Source organism: Bacillus sp. AFS029533 (genome assembly GCF_002585125.1).
GTDB lineage: Bacteria > Bacillota > Bacilli > Bacillales > Bacillaceae_G > Gottfriedia > Gottfriedia luciferensis_B.
Genome location: NZ_NUQC01000009.1, coordinates 23,685 through 42,062, shown reverse-complemented (window position 1 = coordinate 42,062; position 18,378 = coordinate 23,685). Strand labels below are relative to the sequence as shown.

Sequence of the window (18,378 nt, the reverse complement as noted above, 5' to 3'; positions counted from 1 at the left end):
ATATTATTCGATACTTCATAAAGCCATGAAAATTCATCTGTTTGTTTTAATATTGTTAATTCTTTTCTTAACAGACCATCAAAAATAAACTTCCCACTGTTTTTATAGCTTTCTTTCTGTTTGGACAATGCCCAGTTATAAGCCCATCTGGCAGTTCCCACTGATTTCCATAATTGTGTTTCTTGTTCTTTAGTTGGTCTTAATCTTACTCTTTTTGCAAGTATCAATGTTTTATTCATATGATTAAGAGTTTGTTCAGTTCCACCGATCGAATCAACTTTCAAATCACTCACCTCATGTATTCTATATAAACACATTGAGGGATTTGCATTTAGAACAAATTGTGATATTTTTATAAATTTAAATTAACTGTTGTTAACCTTCTTCTATGTCGTGCGATTTTAAAAAAATAATTGCAATAATATCAATGAATGTAAACGTTTAATTACATCTCTTTTATTTTAACAAATATCAATTTATATCAAACTATTATTTTTTACTTTATTTAGTAAATTTAAATTAATTCTTCACCAGAAAGAATTGCTTTACTAGACAAATCAGCAGCAAACCATGTTGAACTATCATATTCATCTAGTGCATAATTCCAAGCGATAACAAAATGAATTTGAGTTACTTCGTTTCTTTCAAGTGATGTAAGTGGCACAGAAAGTCCAGTATAGTCTTTCCTGTAATGAATTATATTGTCTGGAAATTCTTGATCCAATCGATTAAATTTATTCGCCATCATGTCTTTTTCATGTACTCGGTTTAATAATGTATTTCCGTCTTGTGTTCCAATCGTCATTTTAAATTCTTTATACTCAAATGTTATGGCATCTAGATTTTGTCCACTATCAGAACTACAAACAGTTTCGTTTAAATTGATTGGTATTAATTTTGTATCGAACTTACATTTTAAATTTTTAACTAATGGTTTAATCCTCCATATTCCAGCGATAACTTTTTCAACTTTCATATGATTAGGGATTTTATAATTAGGGTTGCAAATTACTAATTCGGCAATAAAGAGATGCTGTTTATAACTAAGTAAAGTGCCTCCATTATGGAGCTTAAAGCAATCCGAAATTTTAGTTAAGTTAGTGTAACGTTCGTCATCAATATTTAGTTCTAACATAACTTGACCAAGAGGTGTTAGAATCTCTTGGTAACAGCTGTTTGCATGATCATGAGTATTTTTACTTTGAAAAAGTTTCATAATTCATTCTCCTATATTAATTCTAAAGAATTCACAATAGCCGCTGAATCCAAAACATATTAAAACTTATGACCTTTCAAATAATCATCATATTACTCAAGTTTACATATAAAACAAATGCATCGAGCCTTTTGACTTGATGCATTTTTCTTTTAATAGAAATTTTAAATAACGATACTACGCTTTTTTAACAAACTCAGACTTCAACTTCATGGCACCAAAGCCTTCAATTTTACAATCGATATCGTGATCACCTTCAACTAATCGAATACTTTTCACTTTTGTACCAATTTTAACGACAAGTGATGTGCCCTTTACTTTTAAATCTTTTATAACTGTAACTGAATCCCCATCATTTAAAATATTTCCGTTAGCATCTTTTACTACTATTGTTTCGTCATTCGTATGTTCTGTTTCCATTGTCCATTCATAAGCACATTCCGGACAAATTAAAAGATTTCCATCTTCGTATGTATATGCTGAATTACACTTAGGACAATTAGGTAGATTTTCCATTGTTTTTCCTCCATACATTACTGAATCTATACTGTATACCCAACTTCTATATACTCGTATACTCCTAACCTTAATACAAGATTAGATAAACATTACAAAATTTTAATGATAGTGTTAAGGTTAATTTAAGAATTAACCTGTAAGATAGAAATATAGATAGAACCTTTTTCATTATGAAAGTAAGTCCCCAATTATTTTCATATATAAAATAGCTCATGACTAGAGGTCATGAGCTATTTTATTTTAAATTTCTAATAGATTTTTTTCAATTAAAGAATTAACTGCCGAACAAATTGCGATTTTCACATGAGCATATGTTAAACCACCTTGAACATATGCAACATAAGGAGCTCTTATTGGACCGTCTGCTGTTAACTCAATACTTGCACCTTGGATAAATGTCCCCGCTGCCATGATGACATCGTCTTCGTATCCAGGCATATAGTTTGCTGTTGGCGTAAAATGAGCATTGATTGGTGAAGCCGCTTGAATTGCCTGACAAAATGCTATCATTTTTTCTTTATCATCAAATTGAACAGATTGTATTAAATCAGTTCTTACTGCATCCCATGAAGGATTTGTGTTCATTCCAAGCTTTTCTAAAAATGCAGCAGTAAATAAAGCTCCTTTTAAAGCTTGACCAGTAATATGTGGCGCCATAAAAAAGCCATGATACATATCTTGTAACGCATAAAGAGAAGCACCAGCTTCACGTCCAATTCCAGGAGATGTTAAACGATAGCCACATTTTTCGACTAAATCTTTACGTCCTACAATATAACCACCTGTTTTGGCAAGTCCACCACCAGGATTTTTAATTAATGAACCTGCCATTAAATCTGCTCCTACATGGCATGGCTCTAGTTTTTCAACAAACTCACCATAGCAATTATCTACAAAAACAATGACATTTGGATCAATTTCTTTTACAAAATCAATCATCTCTTTAATTTGTTCAATTGTATATGAAGGTCTTGTTCCGTAACCTTTTGAACGCTGAATACCGATTACTTTCGTATTACTTGTCATTTTATTTGCTACTTTTTCATAATTGATTCGTTCATCATTTACTAATTCGATTGATTCGTATCCAATTCCAAAGTCTTTTAATGAGCCATTTCCACTTTCCCCACGAATCCCTACGATTTCCTCTAATGTATCGTATGGCTTCCCAGTAATGTATAAAAGCTCATCCCCTGGTCTTAGTACGCCAAATAAAGCAGTTGAAATTGCATGAGTTCCAGAAATGATTTGCGGTCTCACTAAACCAGCTTCTCCACCTAAAACATCTGCAAAAATTTCTTCTAATGTATCTCTTCCGATATCATCATAACCATAACCAGTTGTTGGGATAAAATGACTATCACTCACTTTATGTTTTCGAAAGCTTTGTAAAACTTTGAATTGGTTATATTCAATCACTTCGTCAATTTCTTTATGGGCTTCTGAAATTAATTTTTCAACATCTGCCACTAATGGTGCAATTTTTTCCCCGTTTGATAAAAATTCTAGCATTGATTATTGCTCCTTATATATTCTATATCTTTTTACAGTATCATAAATTGAATGTTCTTTGAAAACGTACCCGGTAATTTGATAGATTTCTGATTCTTCATTAAAGTTGATTGATTCAATCATCGTTAGTTTTTTGATTTCATGAATTAATTTGCCCTCGTAAGCTGGTACAAATGCCTCAAAATATTCCATATACTGTTTACATTCAAATTCAATTCTTTGACGTAATTTACTTAAATCATCTTCATTTAAAGCACTCATTTCAATAAAACCTTCGGATGGTGACGGTACAAAGTCCTCATGAACTTGATCTATTTTATTATAGACAGTTAAAATTGGAATATTTTCAACATCTAAATCATTCAATAATTTAGAAACTGTTACTTCATGGCTTTTATAATTTTCATGAGATGCATCGACAACATGAAGAATGAAATCTGCTTCCGTTGCTTCTTCAAGTGTTGAACGGAATGCAGCAATAAGTGAAGTTGGTAAATCCTGAATAAAACCAACCGTATCTGTAAGTAAAGTTGTCATACCATTTGATAAAACAAATTTTCTAGTTGTCGGATCTAATGTCGCAAACAGTAAATCTTGCTCATACACATCAGATTTAGTTAGTCGGTTAAATAATGTTGATTTTCCTGCATTTGTATAACCTACTAATGAAATATGAAACATTTCATTTTTCTTACGTCGCTCACGATAACGTTTACGATGTTCAACGACTATGTTTAATTGCTGTTTAATGTCATCAATACGTTTTCGAATGTGACGACGATCAGATTCTAGCTTTGTTTCACCTGGTCCTCTTGTACCAATACCTCCACCAAGCCTTGATAACTCAGTCCCTTGACCAACTAATCTTGGCATCAAATATTGTAATTGAGCCAGTTCAACCTGTAATTTACCTTCTTTTGTTTTCGCTCGCTGTGCAAATATGTCTAATATTAATTGTGTACGATCAATTACCCTTTTTTCTAATCTTGCAGATAAATTACGTATTTGAGATGGAGTTAGTTCATTATTAAAAATAACAACATCAGGTTCTAACTCTGCAATTGCTGCCTCTAACTCTTCTACTTTACCTGTCCCTATGTATAATGCTGGATGATATTTAGTTCTTTTTTGTGAAGTTATTAAAACTACTTCTCCATTTGCTGTTTTCGTAAGTGATGCTAATTCGTCCAATGAATAATTAAACCGATCATAATCTACATTTTGAAGCTGACATCCAACTAAAATGGCTTTTTCTCTCATTTCATTCGACACAAAATTCCACCTTTTCTTTAACCAATTCTAAGCAATAAATATTCTTTACTCTTAACTGTCTCTTTATTATAATGATATCTGGACTATTTTTCATCTTTTTATTAAGGGCGGGGGAATTGCTTTTTGGAAACATGGGAGTTATTTAGCATTATTGGTACTATTTCCTTTGCATTAAGTGGTGCAGTTGTAGCTATGGAAGAAGACTATGATTTATTTGGTGTCTATATTCTAGGCTTTGCTACAGCCTTTGGTGGCGGTGCATTACGTAATTTATTAATAGGTTATCCAATTAACTATTTATGGAATCAAACAACAAATTTTACAATTGCGTTAGTTGCGATGACAATTATCTTTTTCTTTCCGCAATTATCAAATAAACCATTTAAAAAATTAGATATTTTATTCGATTCAATCGGTTTATCCGCTTTTGCGATTCTTGGAGCAAATTATGCTATGGAATTAAAATTACCAGTTAGCGCTGTTATAGTAGCATCTGTCTTAACTGGAATCGGTGGCGGAATCGTACGAGATTTACTAGCAAAAAGAAAACCAATGGTATTACACTCAGAAGTATACGCTTTTTGGGCAATACTTGTAGGCGTTTTAATTGGAAATAAATTTGTTGATACAAATTTTGAACTATTATTATTATTCATTGTTATTGTTCTACTTAGACTATTATCTGTACATTATAATTGGAGTCTTCCTAAAAGATCATTTAAAGGCTCAACAGTTAGTCTAAACGAATCAAGCACTCAAAAACTAAATTAAATAAGTCCAATAAAAACAAACCTTTTCAAATGATGGTTTGTTTTTTTATTTTAAAATTCTATTACTGTACTTATTCAACTACCTGTCAATTTAGTTAAATAAGAAAGGAGTCTCTGAAGAAAAACCGAATATACTAATTAAGAATAGAATTACTGGAGTATTACTTATAAAAGCCTTCGTTAAAATAATTGAGAAATTTTTAAGGAGTGAAAAACTTGTATAATCCTAAAGTGTTCTTCTATTAGTTGCGGTCGGCACTAATGGCAAATGCCATAATCTAAATCCCCGCAGCAGGGAAGGAAATGTTAGATTTAGAAGTTTCATACTGGAATAATGAACAGAAAAAAAGTCACAAGAAAATTTATAAAGATCCTCGAAAGGAAAAACTTTTTGAATATAGAAAAGGATTAAAATCTGTTCATTATGATAAAGAAGTAAAAGAAGTTCGAAAAGACGATTATCGAAAATATCGAAATCGTATGAACCATTTAATCAGAATTGAAAAATACGACCTAATTCACAAATATATGAAAACTAGTGGCTGGTTGACTTGGTAATAATAAAAGAACAGAAGAATTTCTGTGATTATTAACTCTTTCAATAATAATGTGTAATTGATATTTCTTGTACACCTAACTTATGCTTTAGGTGTACAAGGATTATCTCATTTTTTGAAATCGCTCACAAGAAAGTAAGCTACATATGTTATTATCCAATTTAGTATCAAGAGAGGCGTGAATTAAAATGGAAACAACTAAAAAAGTAACCGTAGAAACGACGATTCAAGCACCAGTAGAAAAAGTATGGGAATTTTGGACAGAACCTACTCATATTAAAAAATGGAACAGTGCTTCAGACGACTGGCACACACCAATTGCTGAGAATGATTTAAGAGTTGGTGGTGAATTCAGATCAAGAATGGAAGCAAAAGATGGCAGTTTTGGGTTCGACTTCGGAGGAATTTATGATGAAGTAAAAAACTATGAAGTAATTGCATATACTCTAGGTGATGGAAGAAAAGTTAAGATCACGTTTAAAGGAAAAGAAGACACTACTGAAGTAATTGAAACATTCGATGCTGAAGAAACGAATCCAGTTGAATTTCAACAACAAGGATGGCAAGCAATTCTAGACAATTTCAAAAAGTATGCAGAAACTAATATTTAAAAAAGAAAAAGAGGGTGAATAAATCATCCTCTTTTTTGTTTTTTTCAGGCTTTAAATATAAATAGGAAAAGGCTTATCCTTCCAGCTTTTGCGATCTAGTAGAATATTGTATTATCATAATTTATAAATAAAATGATTGTGACCGCTATAATACACACCTCTTAATTCGAGGCCCCTTCTTAATCTTAAATTAGTTTTCTTCACATAATTTACCTATTCTTGCCAACACTATTTTAGAAATTTATTTAAAGGAGAATTTCATTTGAAGAGATATAATATAACAAATCAATCTGTCGAAACAATTGATAAATTTATGCTTCCAACGAAAGATGAAATTCTTTGGTATCACTTTAATAATAAATCCTTTGATGAATTAACTACTATTATTGAAAGTTTAACGATTCATCCTTTAGCAAAAAAGAAACTTCTCCATAGTGAACATAAGCCAAGAATAAATGTTTTTAAAAACGAGGCAATACTTTCCCTATATGCTTTAACTAAGTTATTTAAACCAACAAAAATAAATATTCTTGTTTGCAGTAATTTAATTATTTCATATATAGAAGATCATGAAATCGATCTTTTCAAATATGTAACGCAGGAATTCAGTCAAAATTATATTAAAGTAGACCATGCTGGCCATGTTTTATATCAAATATTCCATGAAGTTATTGAGAAGTTCCTTATTTCTATTGATCGTTTTGCAAATGAGATTGAAGAAATTGAACGAGACTTATTTAATGACCCATTTCGAAAGGATTTGGATCAGAAAATTTTCAATTGGAAAGTTCAACTTCAAGATTTAAGACAGCTTGTAGAGCCCCAAGTAAATGTCATTAACCAAATCGTCGAAGCAGATTTTCCTTTCTTAAGTCAGGATGCAGGTTTTTATTTTAATGAATTGAAAGAGAACTATGAACGTATTATTAATGCCCTTGATAATTTTAAAGAAAGTATGGGAGGCATTATAGAACTGCAAATGTCCTTAAAATCTGACCGTACAAATGATATTATGAAAACTTTAACACTCATAAGTGCCATTTTCTTGCCAATGTCTTTTATTGCAGGATTTTATGGCATGAATTTTGTAAATATGCCTGAGTTAAAATGGAAATATGGTTATGTTTATTGTATTGTCCTCAATATTTTATTTGGGGTCATTATTTCAATTTATTTTAACATTAAAGGTTGGTGGGGTAGAAAACACCAAATAAAATAGCTAATCGGTCAATTAATCGAATCGATTTTGTCTGAAGTAAATAAGTCTTTTTCTTCGATTCTCATTAATATTTCTCGATTAAATTCGGTCTCTGATACTAATCTAGTGGCTTGTGTCCTAATCGATTTTTCAACAATATTACGGACAAAACGCCCATTACTAAAATGAGCACGATTTTCAAGTTTTGCCTTTTGGATAAAGTCTCTTAATCGGTATTCCGCTTCACGTGAAAGTATATATTCTCGGTCAACAAACATTTTTTTTGAAATATCTAGAAGTTCCTTTACAGAATAATCCTGGAATTCTAAAATGAAAGGAAATCTTGATTTTAGTCCAGGATTTAAACTTAAGAAATAATCCATTTCGGAAGAATAACCGGCTAGAATCAGTACAAAGTCACCATGTTTATCTTCCATATGTTTAACAAGTGTATCAATTGCTTCTTTTCCGAAATCTTTTTCCCCTCCACGGCCAAGTGAGTATGCCTCATCAATAAAAAGTATCCCACCATTTGCTTTTTTTACTAAATCTCTAGTTTTTTGAGCAGTGTGACCAATGTATTCTCCGACTAAATCAGCTCTTTCTGCTTCGATTAAGTGGCCTTTTGACAATACACCCATTTTCAAAAATAATTGACCAATAATCCTTGCAACAGTCGTTTTTCCAGTTCCTGGATTGCCTTTAAACAACATATGCAATACTTGTTTTTCAGCTTTTAAGCTTAATTCTTCTCTTTTTTTATTAATAAATATCCAAGCATAAATTTCATGAATCATTTTTTTTATTTCTTCCATGCCAATTAAATGCCTTAATTGATCCTCTATTTCAATTAATAACTCATGTTTAGGCTGCTTCACTGTTTCGATAATTGGATTTGGAGAAACCTCTCCCCTTTTCACTGTATTCAGTACAACATTTATTTGGCCGTTATCTTTTAAACGAATTGGTTGCTCCAAACATGACACCTCTCTTATTCTGTCGAACATTTTTTGTGTATCTATAAGTAAGCACTCCACGAGAAATCACATTACAATTCGTTTTATGCGCTTTTGAAAGTATTTTACTAAATAAGTTTTTTACTATTATATGTACGAACAATTAATTTCAAAACTTTTATTCTCCAAACTAACTGTTAAATGGATAAGATTGCTAAATTTTACTAAATTCTATTAACTTATTTGATATAATGAGAGAAAAAGAGAAGAGTTGATAAATTTGACGATCCCAAACTTAACGATTGCTACTTTACCTGATGTCATCTTGCAATTTGCCTCTCACTTAAATAGTAAAGGAAGAAAAGAATCTACTATTAAGCGTTATTGCTATGATTTAGAAGAATGTTTCCGTTACTTTAAAAAAGTTAATGAAAGTTTTAGTACATTACAAGTTCAAGATTTTAATAATTATTTCTATTTTTTAACATCTGAACGTGGATATAATGAGAAAACAATGCATCGAATATATGTCGTACTAAATCAATTTTATAAATTTTTACATTCTAATAATGCTTCAATCGAAAATATTATTCCATTCACTAACTATTTAGCAGCGCCTTCACGAGCCCTTTCAACGGACGATTTTATTTCTGAAGAAGAAGAGAAAAAATTACTATCAATCGTTCAATCCACAACAGATTTGTCAGAAAAACAATTAAAAGCTAGATCATTTTTAATGGATCGTAACGAAATTATGATTCGTTTTATGCTGTTTTATGGACTAACTTTAAAGGAATTAATTGATTTACAAATGAGAGACATTAACTTCGCTTTAAATGAACTTGTTGTCCATAGCAAGGAAGGGACTAAAAGAACAATTATTCTCACAAAAGAAGATCGAGTACTATTATATAATTATTTTGTTACGATACCAGAGCCCGTAAGACCTCACTATCATTCAACTCATCCGCTCTTTGTTGCATTTGATTTTAACCGCATGACATTCCATTGGGTTTACGATACAGATTCACCGAAAGCACTAACTGAAATTGCATTTCAAAAAATGCTTAGGCTGGAAGTTAAAAGAGCTGGACTTAGAAAGGGACTTTGCTCACAACATTTAAGAAATACTTTTATTCTACGGAAAATAAAAGAGGGATTATTAGTGGAAGATATTCAGCAATTAGTTGGGTTGAAGACCTCCGTTTCCTTAAAACGATACTTTCAATTTTATCAAGAAAATGAATACCCAAATAAAAAGGAGTTATGATTTCTAACATCATAACTCCCTGCTTTTACAGTATAGTAAACTTCTTTTTATGCTCTTGTATTTAGTTTTGCTTTCATAAGTTCAGCAATTTCTTTCGAAGAATATTTTTCTTCATTTTGCAAAGCTGCAATCACTTTTTCTCTTCTCTCAATCGAATGATTTTGACTTAATTTCTTTTTACCGATTAACTCTGTTACTTCAATTTTTAAGCAAACAATTCCTGAAAGTAATTTTTCAACATAATCTGTGTGATCTTTGTATTTCCAAGGTTTTGATTGTCCTTTTTCAAAATAGTCAGTTGTTTTTAAAACGATTTCTCTCATTTCATCCTTATTTTCAACTGTTGTTACTTTTCCATAAGCATGGATTGCTGTATAGTTCCAAGTTGAAACTGTATTTTTTTCTTCATACCATGAAGCAGAAACATATGCATGTGGCCCTGAAAAGATTATTAAACATTCCTTTCCATTCATCGTTTTCCATTGAGGATTTGGCTTAGCTAAATGTGTAATTATGATTAAATTCTCTTTAGCTTCTTGTATGATAAATGGTAAATGAGTTGCTTCTATTTTTGCTTCGTCATTATTTGATAATAATATTCCGAAGCTATTTTTCTTCATTTCGGCTATTAATTGATTTAGATCTGTTTCTTTAAATTCTTTTGGAACATACATTTGTTTCTCCTCCTCTAGTTTACATAATATAATTATCTTTATTAATTTATCTATCATAATTAAAAAAGAACATTGACCATAAGATCAATGCTCTTTTTTAAATTTATTTTACATTTCAATTTGTACATTTTTAGATGGTACAAACGTTGAAATTGCATGTTTATATATTAATTGTTGTTTACCTTCAACATCTAACAATACCGTAAAGTTATCAAAGCTTTTTACTTTACCTTTGATTTGAAATCCATTTAGTAAAAATACTGTAACCGCTAGATTGTCTTTACGTAATTGGTTTAAGAACTGATCTTGAATGTTGATTGATGTTTTCATGTCCTTTTCCTCCTCTTCTACCTCTACATATATTTATTCGAGATGAAATAGCCCTTTCCTTCAAGTAGAGCTAAAATTTCCAGTTTTTTTATATCAATATTATGTCCATCCATATCAAACCAATGGATGCTCATTTTATTTCTAAACCACGTCATTTGCCTTTTTGCATACCTTCTTGAACTTTGTTTAATTAAATCGATTGCTTCTTCTTTCGTTAAGCTTCCATCAAAATAATCGTAAAGCTCTTTATAGCCAATCGCTTGTACTGATTGACAATTTCGAATACCTTTGTCGTAGAGCATTTTTGCTTCATCTACTAGTCCTTCTTCCAACATTAGATCAACTCGTAAATTAATTCGATTGTATAGTAGCTCTCGATCCATCGATAATCCGATTATTTCTGCATCATATAAATACTCTGGCTCTTTTTTAAATGCGGTCTCTGAAAATTTTTGTCCCGTTAGTTTGAAAACTTCAATTGCACGGATTACTCTTCTAACATTATTCATATGTATTTGCTTTGCACTTTCTGGATCAATTTCTTTTAATTGATCATGTAATGCTTTATTCCCAAAGGCCATCGCAAAGCCCTCTAATTGGTTTCTTAAAAGCTCATCACCTTCTTGCTCAGCAAATTCATATTTAGTTAATACACTTTGGATATATAATCCAGTTCCACCAACAATAATTGGGATTTTACCTCGATTAGCTATTTCTTTAATTTTTTCTCTAGCTAAAGTTTGAAAATCCGCAACTGTAAACGAATCATTTGGATCAAGAAAATCAATTAAATGATGCGGAATTCCTTCCTTTTCTTCTTCTGTAACTTTAGCTGCTCCAATATTTAATTCTTTATAAACTTGTGTTGCATCACCATTAATGATTTCTCCATCAACAGCTTTTGCAAGTTCAATACTTAGCTTTGTTTTCCCTACTGCTGTAGGACCAACTATGACTATCACTTTTTGCATATTTACCATTGTAATCACATATACGCCTTTCTATACAACCTTTTCCTTACTTGTCTTACTAATTTTGAAAGTAGATAACTCTTTTTATTTATACCATATTTATACAAAAATTCCAATGTGATGTGAATCAATTCACAATTTAGAAAGAAAGTGTTTTCATTTTATATTTGAGAAAGTAAACTATAAGTAATCTTAAAAAAAATGAGGTTATACGATGCCTGATTGGTCTTATCATACAATTTTTAAACCAATGCTCTCAAAGCTTCCTTCTAAAGTTTCAAGAGAATTCATTCATAGTAGCATGAATAAAATCTCTTCTTTTCCATTTGGTCCGAATCTAATCGAATTTCTTGGTCATTTAAACACAGACAGCTCCCTTAAAAATGAGATTCATAATTTGAAACTTAAAAATCAAATTGGATTGGCCTCTAAGATTGACCCCTATCTATCTGGCACAAACGCTTTTATGAATTTAGGATTTGGTGTGATTGAAATCGGTCCTATTTCAATAAACGACTCTTATACAAGCCAAAGTCCGCTCATTGATTTCAAACTTAACCAATTAATCGGAACAGAGGAAAATAAAGTACTAACCGTAGAACAAACAGTTCATAAACTTTCTAAAATACATAAGAAGGTTCCCATTTTTGCTAGAATAGTTGGGAGTTTTGAAGAATTTAAACTGATCGAATCAAGGCTTTCAGATTTTGTTGATTTATTCATCCTAGAGTTTGATTTGGCCATGGATTTAGTAAAAAATAATTGGGCTTCTAGTAAACCTATTTGTCTATCATTTTATTCAAATGAAATTGATATTCTTCTTAAACAAGAAAATTATCCATTCGATTCAATATTGATTGAAGAACCTCCAGTTACTACTGATATAGAGCAAAAAAACAGCTTAATAAATACTATTCAAAAGTTAAAATCAATTCAGTTTGAGAAACCAATTTTTACAAAAGGTGGAGTTGTTGAGCCGTTTGATGCAATAGAAATAATTGATTCTGGATCATCATTAGTATTTTTAACTCATGGATATGTGCTCAGTGGTCCTGGTCTACCAAAACGGATTAATGAAGCGATAATGTATAGAAGTAAAAAAGAGATGACTAGTTTAAGTGACGGATGGAAATGGTACTTTTTATTTGGACTTTTCATGTTTATTGGAGGATTACTTGCTTTATTTATTAGTTTAACTTCCATTGTCCTTCCATATGATGAGCACTTTTTAACGATTAAACGTCATGTAATTTTACAGTTTAATGATCGGCTTCTCCCCTTTATGTCACATGATCGGATGACACTTTCTGGGACGATTATGTCAGGGGGAATATTGTTCATGTCATTAGCCAGAAATGGAATTAAACATCATTATCATTGGGCAAAGAAAGCATCTGATACTAGTGCGTTCGTAGGTTTTTTAGCGATATTTTTATTTATAGGATATGGGTATTTTGATTGGTTACACGCTTTATTTTGGGTAGTTTTATTAATACCATTCTTACTTGGTTTTTTTAAAACTAGAGGCTTAAATAGAAGTCCGGAATCTGAAAATCTAACAAATAATAGAGATTGGAAGTTTAGTTTAATAGGTCAATTATTTTTTATTATATTAGGATTTTCGATCATACTCGGAGGATGTATTATTTCATTTGTAGGTGTCACTACTACCTTTGTGAAAACAGATTTAAATTATCTATGTATAACACCTTCTGAGTTGAATGCATTTAATCAACACTTAATACCTGTTATCTCACATGATCGCGCCGGATTTGGAGGTGGGTTAGTAAGTGTTGGCTTACTAGTACTCATGATTTCATTATGGGGATTCAGACATAATCAAAAATGGATCTGGTGGACATTATTGTTCGGGAGTTTACCCGCGTTTATAACTGCGTTTGGAGTCCATTTTATGATTGGGTACACTGATTTTTATCATCTTTTACCGCCAATCATTGCAAGTTTGTTTTTATTGATTGGAGTCATTACATCTTTTAGATTTTTAAATTTTACCACGACTAATTCAAATGAAAACACATTTCATGAAATAAGTAATTCTTAAAATTTGTCTAGAGATGGAATATAAAAAAAGGAGCAATCCCATAACGATTGCTCCTTTTTCGTGTGAAATAACATTTACTATCTAATCATCCTAATGTGATTCACATTCATTTTTTAATCCGAAATCGGTAGGAGTATCTGGTTTTTCATAAGTTTTCTTTTCAGGTTGTGCCTATAATGTAAATCATTATTAAGAATATCTTTATACGATTAATTGGTTAACTTAAAATTCAAGTTTACTTTACATATGGTCAATAATTAAGATGTATAATTATTGGCTAATTTTATCAATTATATCCAGATTATTTTAATCTAGAAGGATCGACGATCGATAGGAACACGAAAAATAATGATAGCAGACATGATTTCAAATTCATCTATTTAAGTTCAAGAATGTAGTTTTTCTTGAACTCTTTTGCATTTATTTAAATGTTAAAGATCAATTCTAGCTTAATGATAGAGGAATGAGGAGTATATAGTTTTAGGTCTTTGGTATTTCTATTTGATTACTTTTTGCAGGAAAACATTTAAGTTTAATCGTTTTTATCATTAAGTATTACTTAACACAAATCGTTTAATTAATAATAGATAATTTAGAATTAATATTTAATTTACATAGTGCTTATATAATTGTCCATGTGATAATTTTTCACCATCTTACTGAAAAAAAATCAGAATTTCTAAATTGAGGCTGTCTTCGCTTTGAGAAGAAGTCTTAAGAAAGGTTCATTTGAAAAAGGAGGAGTAATAATTTATTGATATTTAACTATTTTTCACAGCTTATTAATTGTTGTAAAAAGCTTTACTACGTCGAATTCACCTAATATTTTCGGAATATGTTCAGTGAGTTGAAATGTTAAATTGGGTGGAATCATGTACCGATAGTTGTAAAAGATCAAAGCATACGAATTTTGCTCAATTCTGTCCATCAAGTGAGGGACAACAAAATTCGATATTAACGGGGCCCCCCTCCGTTATTATACGAATTTTTCCATCTAATCAAGACGACAAACGGCTATTTCAGATAAGTGATATTCATTTAAAAGTCAAAAGAAAAGTTTGTCTCTTATTTAGAACAATTCGCGGTAATCGTAGAAAATTAGAATTACTGGAGGTTTTCTGTAATGAAAAAATATTTATCTATTTCTCTCGTATTAACGATGATATTCGTTATATTATCAAACACCACAGACGCACTTGCAAACGATTCGGGTGCCAAACTCGTTAAAATCGACAATATGCAGCCGGTTAGCGGACAAACGATCACCGCCAATGTAACCATGGGTCATGGTTCAATGGGCAAAAATCTAACATTTCAATGGCAAGTACAGGAATCACGTATCAGCGATCAATATATTAATGTAAAATCTGGTGGTACATCAAAAAGCTACACCGTAACGTTAAATGATATTGGTAAAAAATTGCGCGTTGTAGTTAGTTTACCATCAAATGGTGACAGAAAAACTTCATTGCCAACGAACGCAGTATTAAATGCCACCCCACTTATTGCATCGATGAAATTCGATTATAATTTAAAGGACGATGCAAATCAAGAAAATTTGGAAGGGAAAGGAAATTATAGTTATGTAGACGGTGTATTACCCGGGACCAAAGCCCTTCACTTAAAAAGCGGTGACGGGAATTATGTTGGTACGAAGCATAGCTTGAATTTTGGTAATGACAGTTTTACAACATCCTTCTGGTATAAGGGTGACACTAACAATAATCAGGTAATATTATCAAACAAGGATTTTACTAAGAGCTCTAACGAAGGTTGGGCTATATTTACATCAGCCAATTCGGCCAATATGAATTTAGGATTCCCTACATCATCAGTAAAATTTGGGCGTGATACGTTTAATGCTTCTAATTGGCGTTACGTGACATTTGTTGTAGATAGGGATAAAATGCTCGGATCGTTGTATATTGATGGTTACAAAATGACCGAAACTTCACTCGGGGTAGGAAGTTTAGATACATCGAACCCATTAAATATAGGTAGCGACGGAATAGGCAAAAATGGCGGAAATTCATTCGATATAGCTGATTTGAATGTTTGGAAAGGTGCATTTAGCAGTGAAATGGTTCAAGCTAATTATAATAGTTACGCTGTAAATAAAGTAGATTTGAAAGCACTTAACGACACAATTTCAAAAGCTAATAAAATAGTAACGGACGGTCTCGGTAACGACTACAGCCAAACCGATTTTGATTATTTGAAAAAGGTTTTGAATACGGCAACTAAGGTTGCAACCACTCAAAAAGTAAATTTATATACACAGGAAACCATTAATTATTACGAACGGGAACTAAACAATGCCATATTCATCTACCAAAAAAGTAATAAAAAGCTAACCCCTGCAGGTTTAAATATGATTGTGGACAGCGACCCGGAAGTAAGTGCTAATCCCGCAACAATTGCGCGCATTGAAAAAGATTACAGAACAGAACTAAGGTTATTCCCACAGGCCGACGTACTCTTTATTCCTGGCGACGTTACTGGCGGTAACAACGCCAATGAATATGTGTGGATGAAAAATATGACAGACATTTACAATAAACTGAAAGGTGAAGGTCTGTTTGACAATACAAAGCTTTATATGGTACGAGGCAACCATGATATGGGCGGCGCTGAAAAATTTATTCCTGTCGGTTCGGCAGGCGCGTGGAACGCCTCAACGAATTCATACGATAACAACTTCTTTAATAGTGCCTATAGGGTAAAGGTAAAAGGATATAATATTGTTGGATTTGACGGAAATTATAACAACGACAATACCGTTGGGAAAACCAAAGAATTACTCAACCAAATTAAAACAGAAGCAGATTACGATCCAAAAAAACCTATATTTTTATCTTCTCACTACCCTATAAGCGGAACAGTATGGTCAGGTAGATGGAGCAGCGCAGCAAGTAATAATGTAGGTCAGTATATTGCCGACAATGACTTGTCGCAGGTAGTCTATATGTCAGGGCATACGCAATACGACCCGACCGACGAACGTTCTCATTATCAAGGTTCGGCTACGTTTCTCGACAGCGGTGCGAGTTCATATTCAAGTTATATTGATGACGGTCCGTACGGCGGATATTTAGAAGGTGCGTATATCAACTATAAAACTACGCCTCGCATCGTGAATTTCTTAGAGGTTTACGGTTCAAAAATTATCATCAAACAATATAATTTAAGCACAGATGAATATGTAGGCATACCTTCTGTAAAAATCGTCGGTGAAGGCAAAAAGGCCTTTACCTATAGCAGAAGCGATATAAGAGAACTCATAGCTCCACAGTTTGAAGAAGGTATTACGGTAGATTCCTACAAAAACAACGAACTTGCTTTTACAATAAAGCAAGCAAATGACAATGTGCGCGTTTTGGAATATAATATTCAGCTTATCAACAAGCTCAACGGTAAAGTTGAAAAATCGTTTAACAGTCTTTCGCTTCCGCTAGACAAGCCATTCGATGAATACAGGCATTATAAATTTACAGATTTGTCGCCGACTACTCCATATATACTCAGGGTATTTGCCGACGATTCCATGTATAACCGTTCTTCTCAGGACATTGACATTGAGGGTAAAAATGTTAATTTAAACAGCATACCTGCGCCTGCATCGGTATCTGCGAACAACGGAACGGCCAAGACAGCGGAAGCTCTTGGATTGCCCACAAAAGTAATTCTTGCAACCGATGGAGGAAATGTGGACGCAAGTGTGACTTGGGAATTAAGCGGCGTTAGCTACGATCCGGCTATCAAGACGGAGCAGACCTTCTCGGTGCCAGGGACCGTAACCCTGCCTTCCGGAGTTGAAAACCCGAACAGCGTTCCATTGACAACAAGCATTAATGTAACTGTTCAAGCAGTTGGAGTATCTACAGGCCCAATAACACTAGACAAATCCCAGTACATCCAAGGGGAAGCTATTACCTTATCCTATACTGGGGCAGCGTTAAACGGGAAAGATTGGGTCGGCATATACAAAACCGGAGCTGTTCCTCCAGACGCCGGTGCATCTTTGCGATGGAGTTATTTAACGCCTGGATCTGGAAGAGTTAGTTTAAACAATGGACTGGCCCCTGGGACTTATGATGTACTCTTTTTACTCAATGACGGTTATACGGTAGTGGATCGCAAGACATTCCAAGTCGTTCAACCGTGACGTTAAAGAGCATAACAGTAGGGATTGCCAAAGGAACAGTATTACCGATAGTCTGCTGGAAAAATTGGCAGACAACGATTTGATCAGCTTTGTAAATGAATTGAAGGCTCAAAGCGGGAGCAAATCTCAAGCAAAGCAGCTGAATATTGCTGCTAGACTCTCAATATGTATTGACTCAAAAGTAGAGCAATTCAAGTGTTTGAAACCAAAAGTATTCACGCAGGTGTCATCACATTAGCAAAATTTAGGATGGATCAGTAATGAAACTGGGGGAGATCACCTTTCTCCCCCTCAT

16 protein-coding genes are annotated in these 18,378 nt (G+C 32.5%); 7 read left to right on the top strand and 9 right to left on the bottom strand.

Annotated features, from left to right (window positions below):
* The 5 genes from COE53_RS04930 to hflX all read right to left on the bottom strand — a co-directional run.
* A partial coding sequence (locus tag COE53_RS04930; RefSeq protein ID WP_180242388.1) for a helix-turn-helix domain-containing protein occupies positions 1-227 on the bottom strand: 227 nt, incomplete at its 3' end.
* A gap of 287 nt (positions 228-514) precedes the next feature.
* Complete coding sequence (locus COE53_RS04925) at positions 515-1,216, bottom strand: hypothetical protein (RefSeq protein WP_069034401.1); 702 nt, start codon at positions 1,214-1,216, stop codon at positions 515-517.
* A gap of 177 nt (positions 1,217-1,393) precedes the next feature.
* Entirely contained in the window at positions 1,394-1,732 is a 339-nt protein-coding gene (locus COE53_RS04920) for a zinc ribbon domain-containing protein YjdM (RefSeq protein ID WP_069034402.1), read from the bottom strand.
* A 243-nt stretch (positions 1,733-1,975) separates the two neighbouring features.
* A complete protein-coding gene (locus COE53_RS04915; RefSeq protein WP_069034403.1) occupies positions 1,976-3,247 on the bottom strand; it encodes a methionine gamma-lyase family protein in 1,272 nt (423 codons plus the stop codon).
* A gap of 3 nt (positions 3,248-3,250) precedes the next feature.
* Positions 3,251-4,507 (bottom strand): GTPase HflX, encoded by a 1,257-nt coding sequence (gene hflX, locus COE53_RS04910; RefSeq protein ID WP_098947517.1) that lies wholly within the window; start codon positions 4,505-4,507, stop codon positions 3,251-3,253.
* Between the two features lie 135 nt (positions 4,508-4,642).
* Here hflX and COE53_RS04905 point away from each other — a divergent pair, with 135 nt between their 5' ends.
* The 4 genes from COE53_RS04905 to COE53_RS04890 all read left to right on the top strand — a co-directional run bounded on the left by COE53_RS04905 (position 4,643) and on the right by COE53_RS04890 (position 7,676).
* Positions 4,643-5,290 carry a trimeric intracellular cation channel family protein gene (locus COE53_RS04905; RefSeq protein WP_069034404.1) on the top strand — a complete coding sequence of 216 codons (648 nt, stop codon included), beginning with the start codon at positions 4,643-4,645 and terminating at the stop codon, positions 5,288-5,290.
* A 302-nt stretch (positions 5,291-5,592) separates the two neighbouring features.
* On the top strand, positions 5,593-5,847 hold the full coding sequence (locus COE53_RS04900; protein ID WP_175403506.1) for a hypothetical protein: 255 nt from the start codon (positions 5,593-5,595) through the stop codon (positions 5,845-5,847).
* A 187-nt stretch (positions 5,848-6,034) separates the two neighbouring features.
* The gene (locus tag COE53_RS04895) at positions 6,035-6,457 is read left to right on the top strand and encodes an SRPBCC family protein (protein ID WP_069034405.1); all 423 of its coding nucleotides are present in this window, start codon (positions 6,035-6,037) and stop codon (positions 6,455-6,457) included.
* A 262-nt stretch (positions 6,458-6,719) separates the two neighbouring features.
* Complete coding sequence (locus COE53_RS04890) at positions 6,720-7,676, top strand: magnesium transporter CorA family protein (RefSeq protein WP_069034406.1); 957 nt, start codon at positions 6,720-6,722, stop codon at positions 7,674-7,676.
* A gap of 8 nt (positions 7,677-7,684) precedes the next feature.
* Here the strand turns inward: COE53_RS04890 and spoVK are convergent, their stop codons facing one another.
* On the bottom strand, positions 7,685-8,632 hold the full coding sequence (gene spoVK / locus COE53_RS04885) for a stage V sporulation protein K (RefSeq protein WP_069034407.1): 948 nt from the start codon (positions 8,630-8,632) through the stop codon (positions 7,685-7,687).
* A 259-nt stretch (positions 8,633-8,891) separates the two neighbouring features.
* Here spoVK and COE53_RS04880 point away from each other — a divergent pair, with 259 nt between their 5' ends.
* The gene (locus tag COE53_RS04880) at positions 8,892-9,881 is read left to right on the top strand and encodes a tyrosine-type recombinase/integrase (RefSeq protein WP_254664605.1); all 990 of its coding nucleotides are present in this window, start codon (positions 8,892-8,894) and stop codon (positions 9,879-9,881) included.
* 47 nt (positions 9,882-9,928) lie between these two features.
* Here the strand turns inward: COE53_RS04880 and COE53_RS04875 are convergent, their stop codons facing one another.
* The 3 genes from COE53_RS04875 to miaA form a co-directional block, all read right to left on the bottom strand.
* Positions 9,929-10,555, bottom strand: coding sequence for an FMN-binding negative transcriptional regulator (locus COE53_RS04875; protein ID WP_069034408.1), 627 nt, complete (start codon positions 10,553-10,555; stop codon positions 9,929-9,931).
* A gap of 108 nt (positions 10,556-10,663) precedes the next feature.
* Complete coding sequence (gene hfq, locus COE53_RS04870) at positions 10,664-10,885, bottom strand: RNA chaperone Hfq (protein WP_056470298.1); 222 nt, start codon at positions 10,883-10,885, stop codon at positions 10,664-10,666.
* A gap of 23 nt (positions 10,886-10,908) precedes the next feature.
* On the bottom strand, positions 10,909-11,871 hold the full coding sequence (miaA, locus tag COE53_RS04865; protein WP_483295422.1) for a tRNA (adenosine(37)-N6)-dimethylallyltransferase MiaA: 963 nt from the start codon (positions 11,869-11,871) through the stop codon (positions 10,909-10,911).
* Between the two features lie 199 nt (positions 11,872-12,070).
* Between miaA and COE53_RS04860 the strand changes: the two genes are divergently transcribed.
* Together COE53_RS04860 and COE53_RS04855 are read left to right on the top strand one after the other, a co-directional pair.
* The gene (locus tag COE53_RS04860) at positions 12,071-13,918 is read left to right on the top strand and encodes a dihydroorotate dehydrogenase (RefSeq protein WP_069034410.1); all 1,848 of its coding nucleotides are present in this window, start codon (positions 12,071-12,073) and stop codon (positions 13,916-13,918) included.
* Between the two features lie 1,123 nt (positions 13,919-15,041).
* Entirely contained in the window at positions 15,042-18,083 is a 3,042-nt protein-coding gene (locus COE53_RS04855) for a LamG-like jellyroll fold domain-containing protein (RefSeq protein WP_180242387.1), read from the top strand.
* The last annotated feature ends 295 nt before the right edge of the window (positions 18,084-18,378 follow it).

Excerpts from the sequence above, each read along its gene's own strand:
- COE53_RS04925 (WP_069034401.1), bottom strand. The coding sequence starts at position 1,216 with ATGAAACTTTTTCAAAGTAAAAATACTCATGATCATGCAAACAGCTGT.
- COE53_RS04860 (WP_069034410.1), top strand. The coding sequence starts at position 12,071 with ATGCCTGATTGGTCTTATCATACAATTTTTAAACCAATGCTCTCAAAG.
- COE53_RS04915 (WP_069034403.1), bottom strand. The coding sequence starts at position 3,247 with ATGCTAGAATTTTTATCAAACGGGGAAAAAATTGCACCATTAGTGGCA.
- hfq (WP_056470298.1), bottom strand. The coding sequence starts at position 10,885 with ATGAAAACATCAATCAACATTCAAGATCAGTTCTTAAACCAATTACGT.
- COE53_RS04920 (WP_069034402.1), bottom strand. The coding sequence starts at position 1,732 with ATGGAAAATCTACCTAATTGTCCTAAGTGTAATTCAGCATATACATAC.
- hflX (WP_098947517.1), bottom strand. The coding sequence starts at position 4,507 with ATGAGAGAAAAAGCCATTTTAGTTGGATGTCAGCTTCAAAATGTAGAT.
- COE53_RS04855 (WP_180242387.1), top strand. The coding sequence starts at position 15,042 with ATGAAAAAATATTTATCTATTTCTCTCGTATTAACGATGATATTCGTT.
- COE53_RS04895 (WP_069034405.1), top strand. The coding sequence starts at position 6,035 with ATGGAAACAACTAAAAAAGTAACCGTAGAAACGACGATTCAAGCACCA.
- COE53_RS04875 (WP_069034408.1), bottom strand. The coding sequence starts at position 10,555 with ATGTATGTTCCAAAAGAATTTAAAGAAACAGATCTAAATCAATTAATA.
- COE53_RS04900 (WP_175403506.1), top strand. The coding sequence starts at position 5,593 with ATGTTAGATTTAGAAGTTTCATACTGGAATAATGAACAGAAAAAAAGT.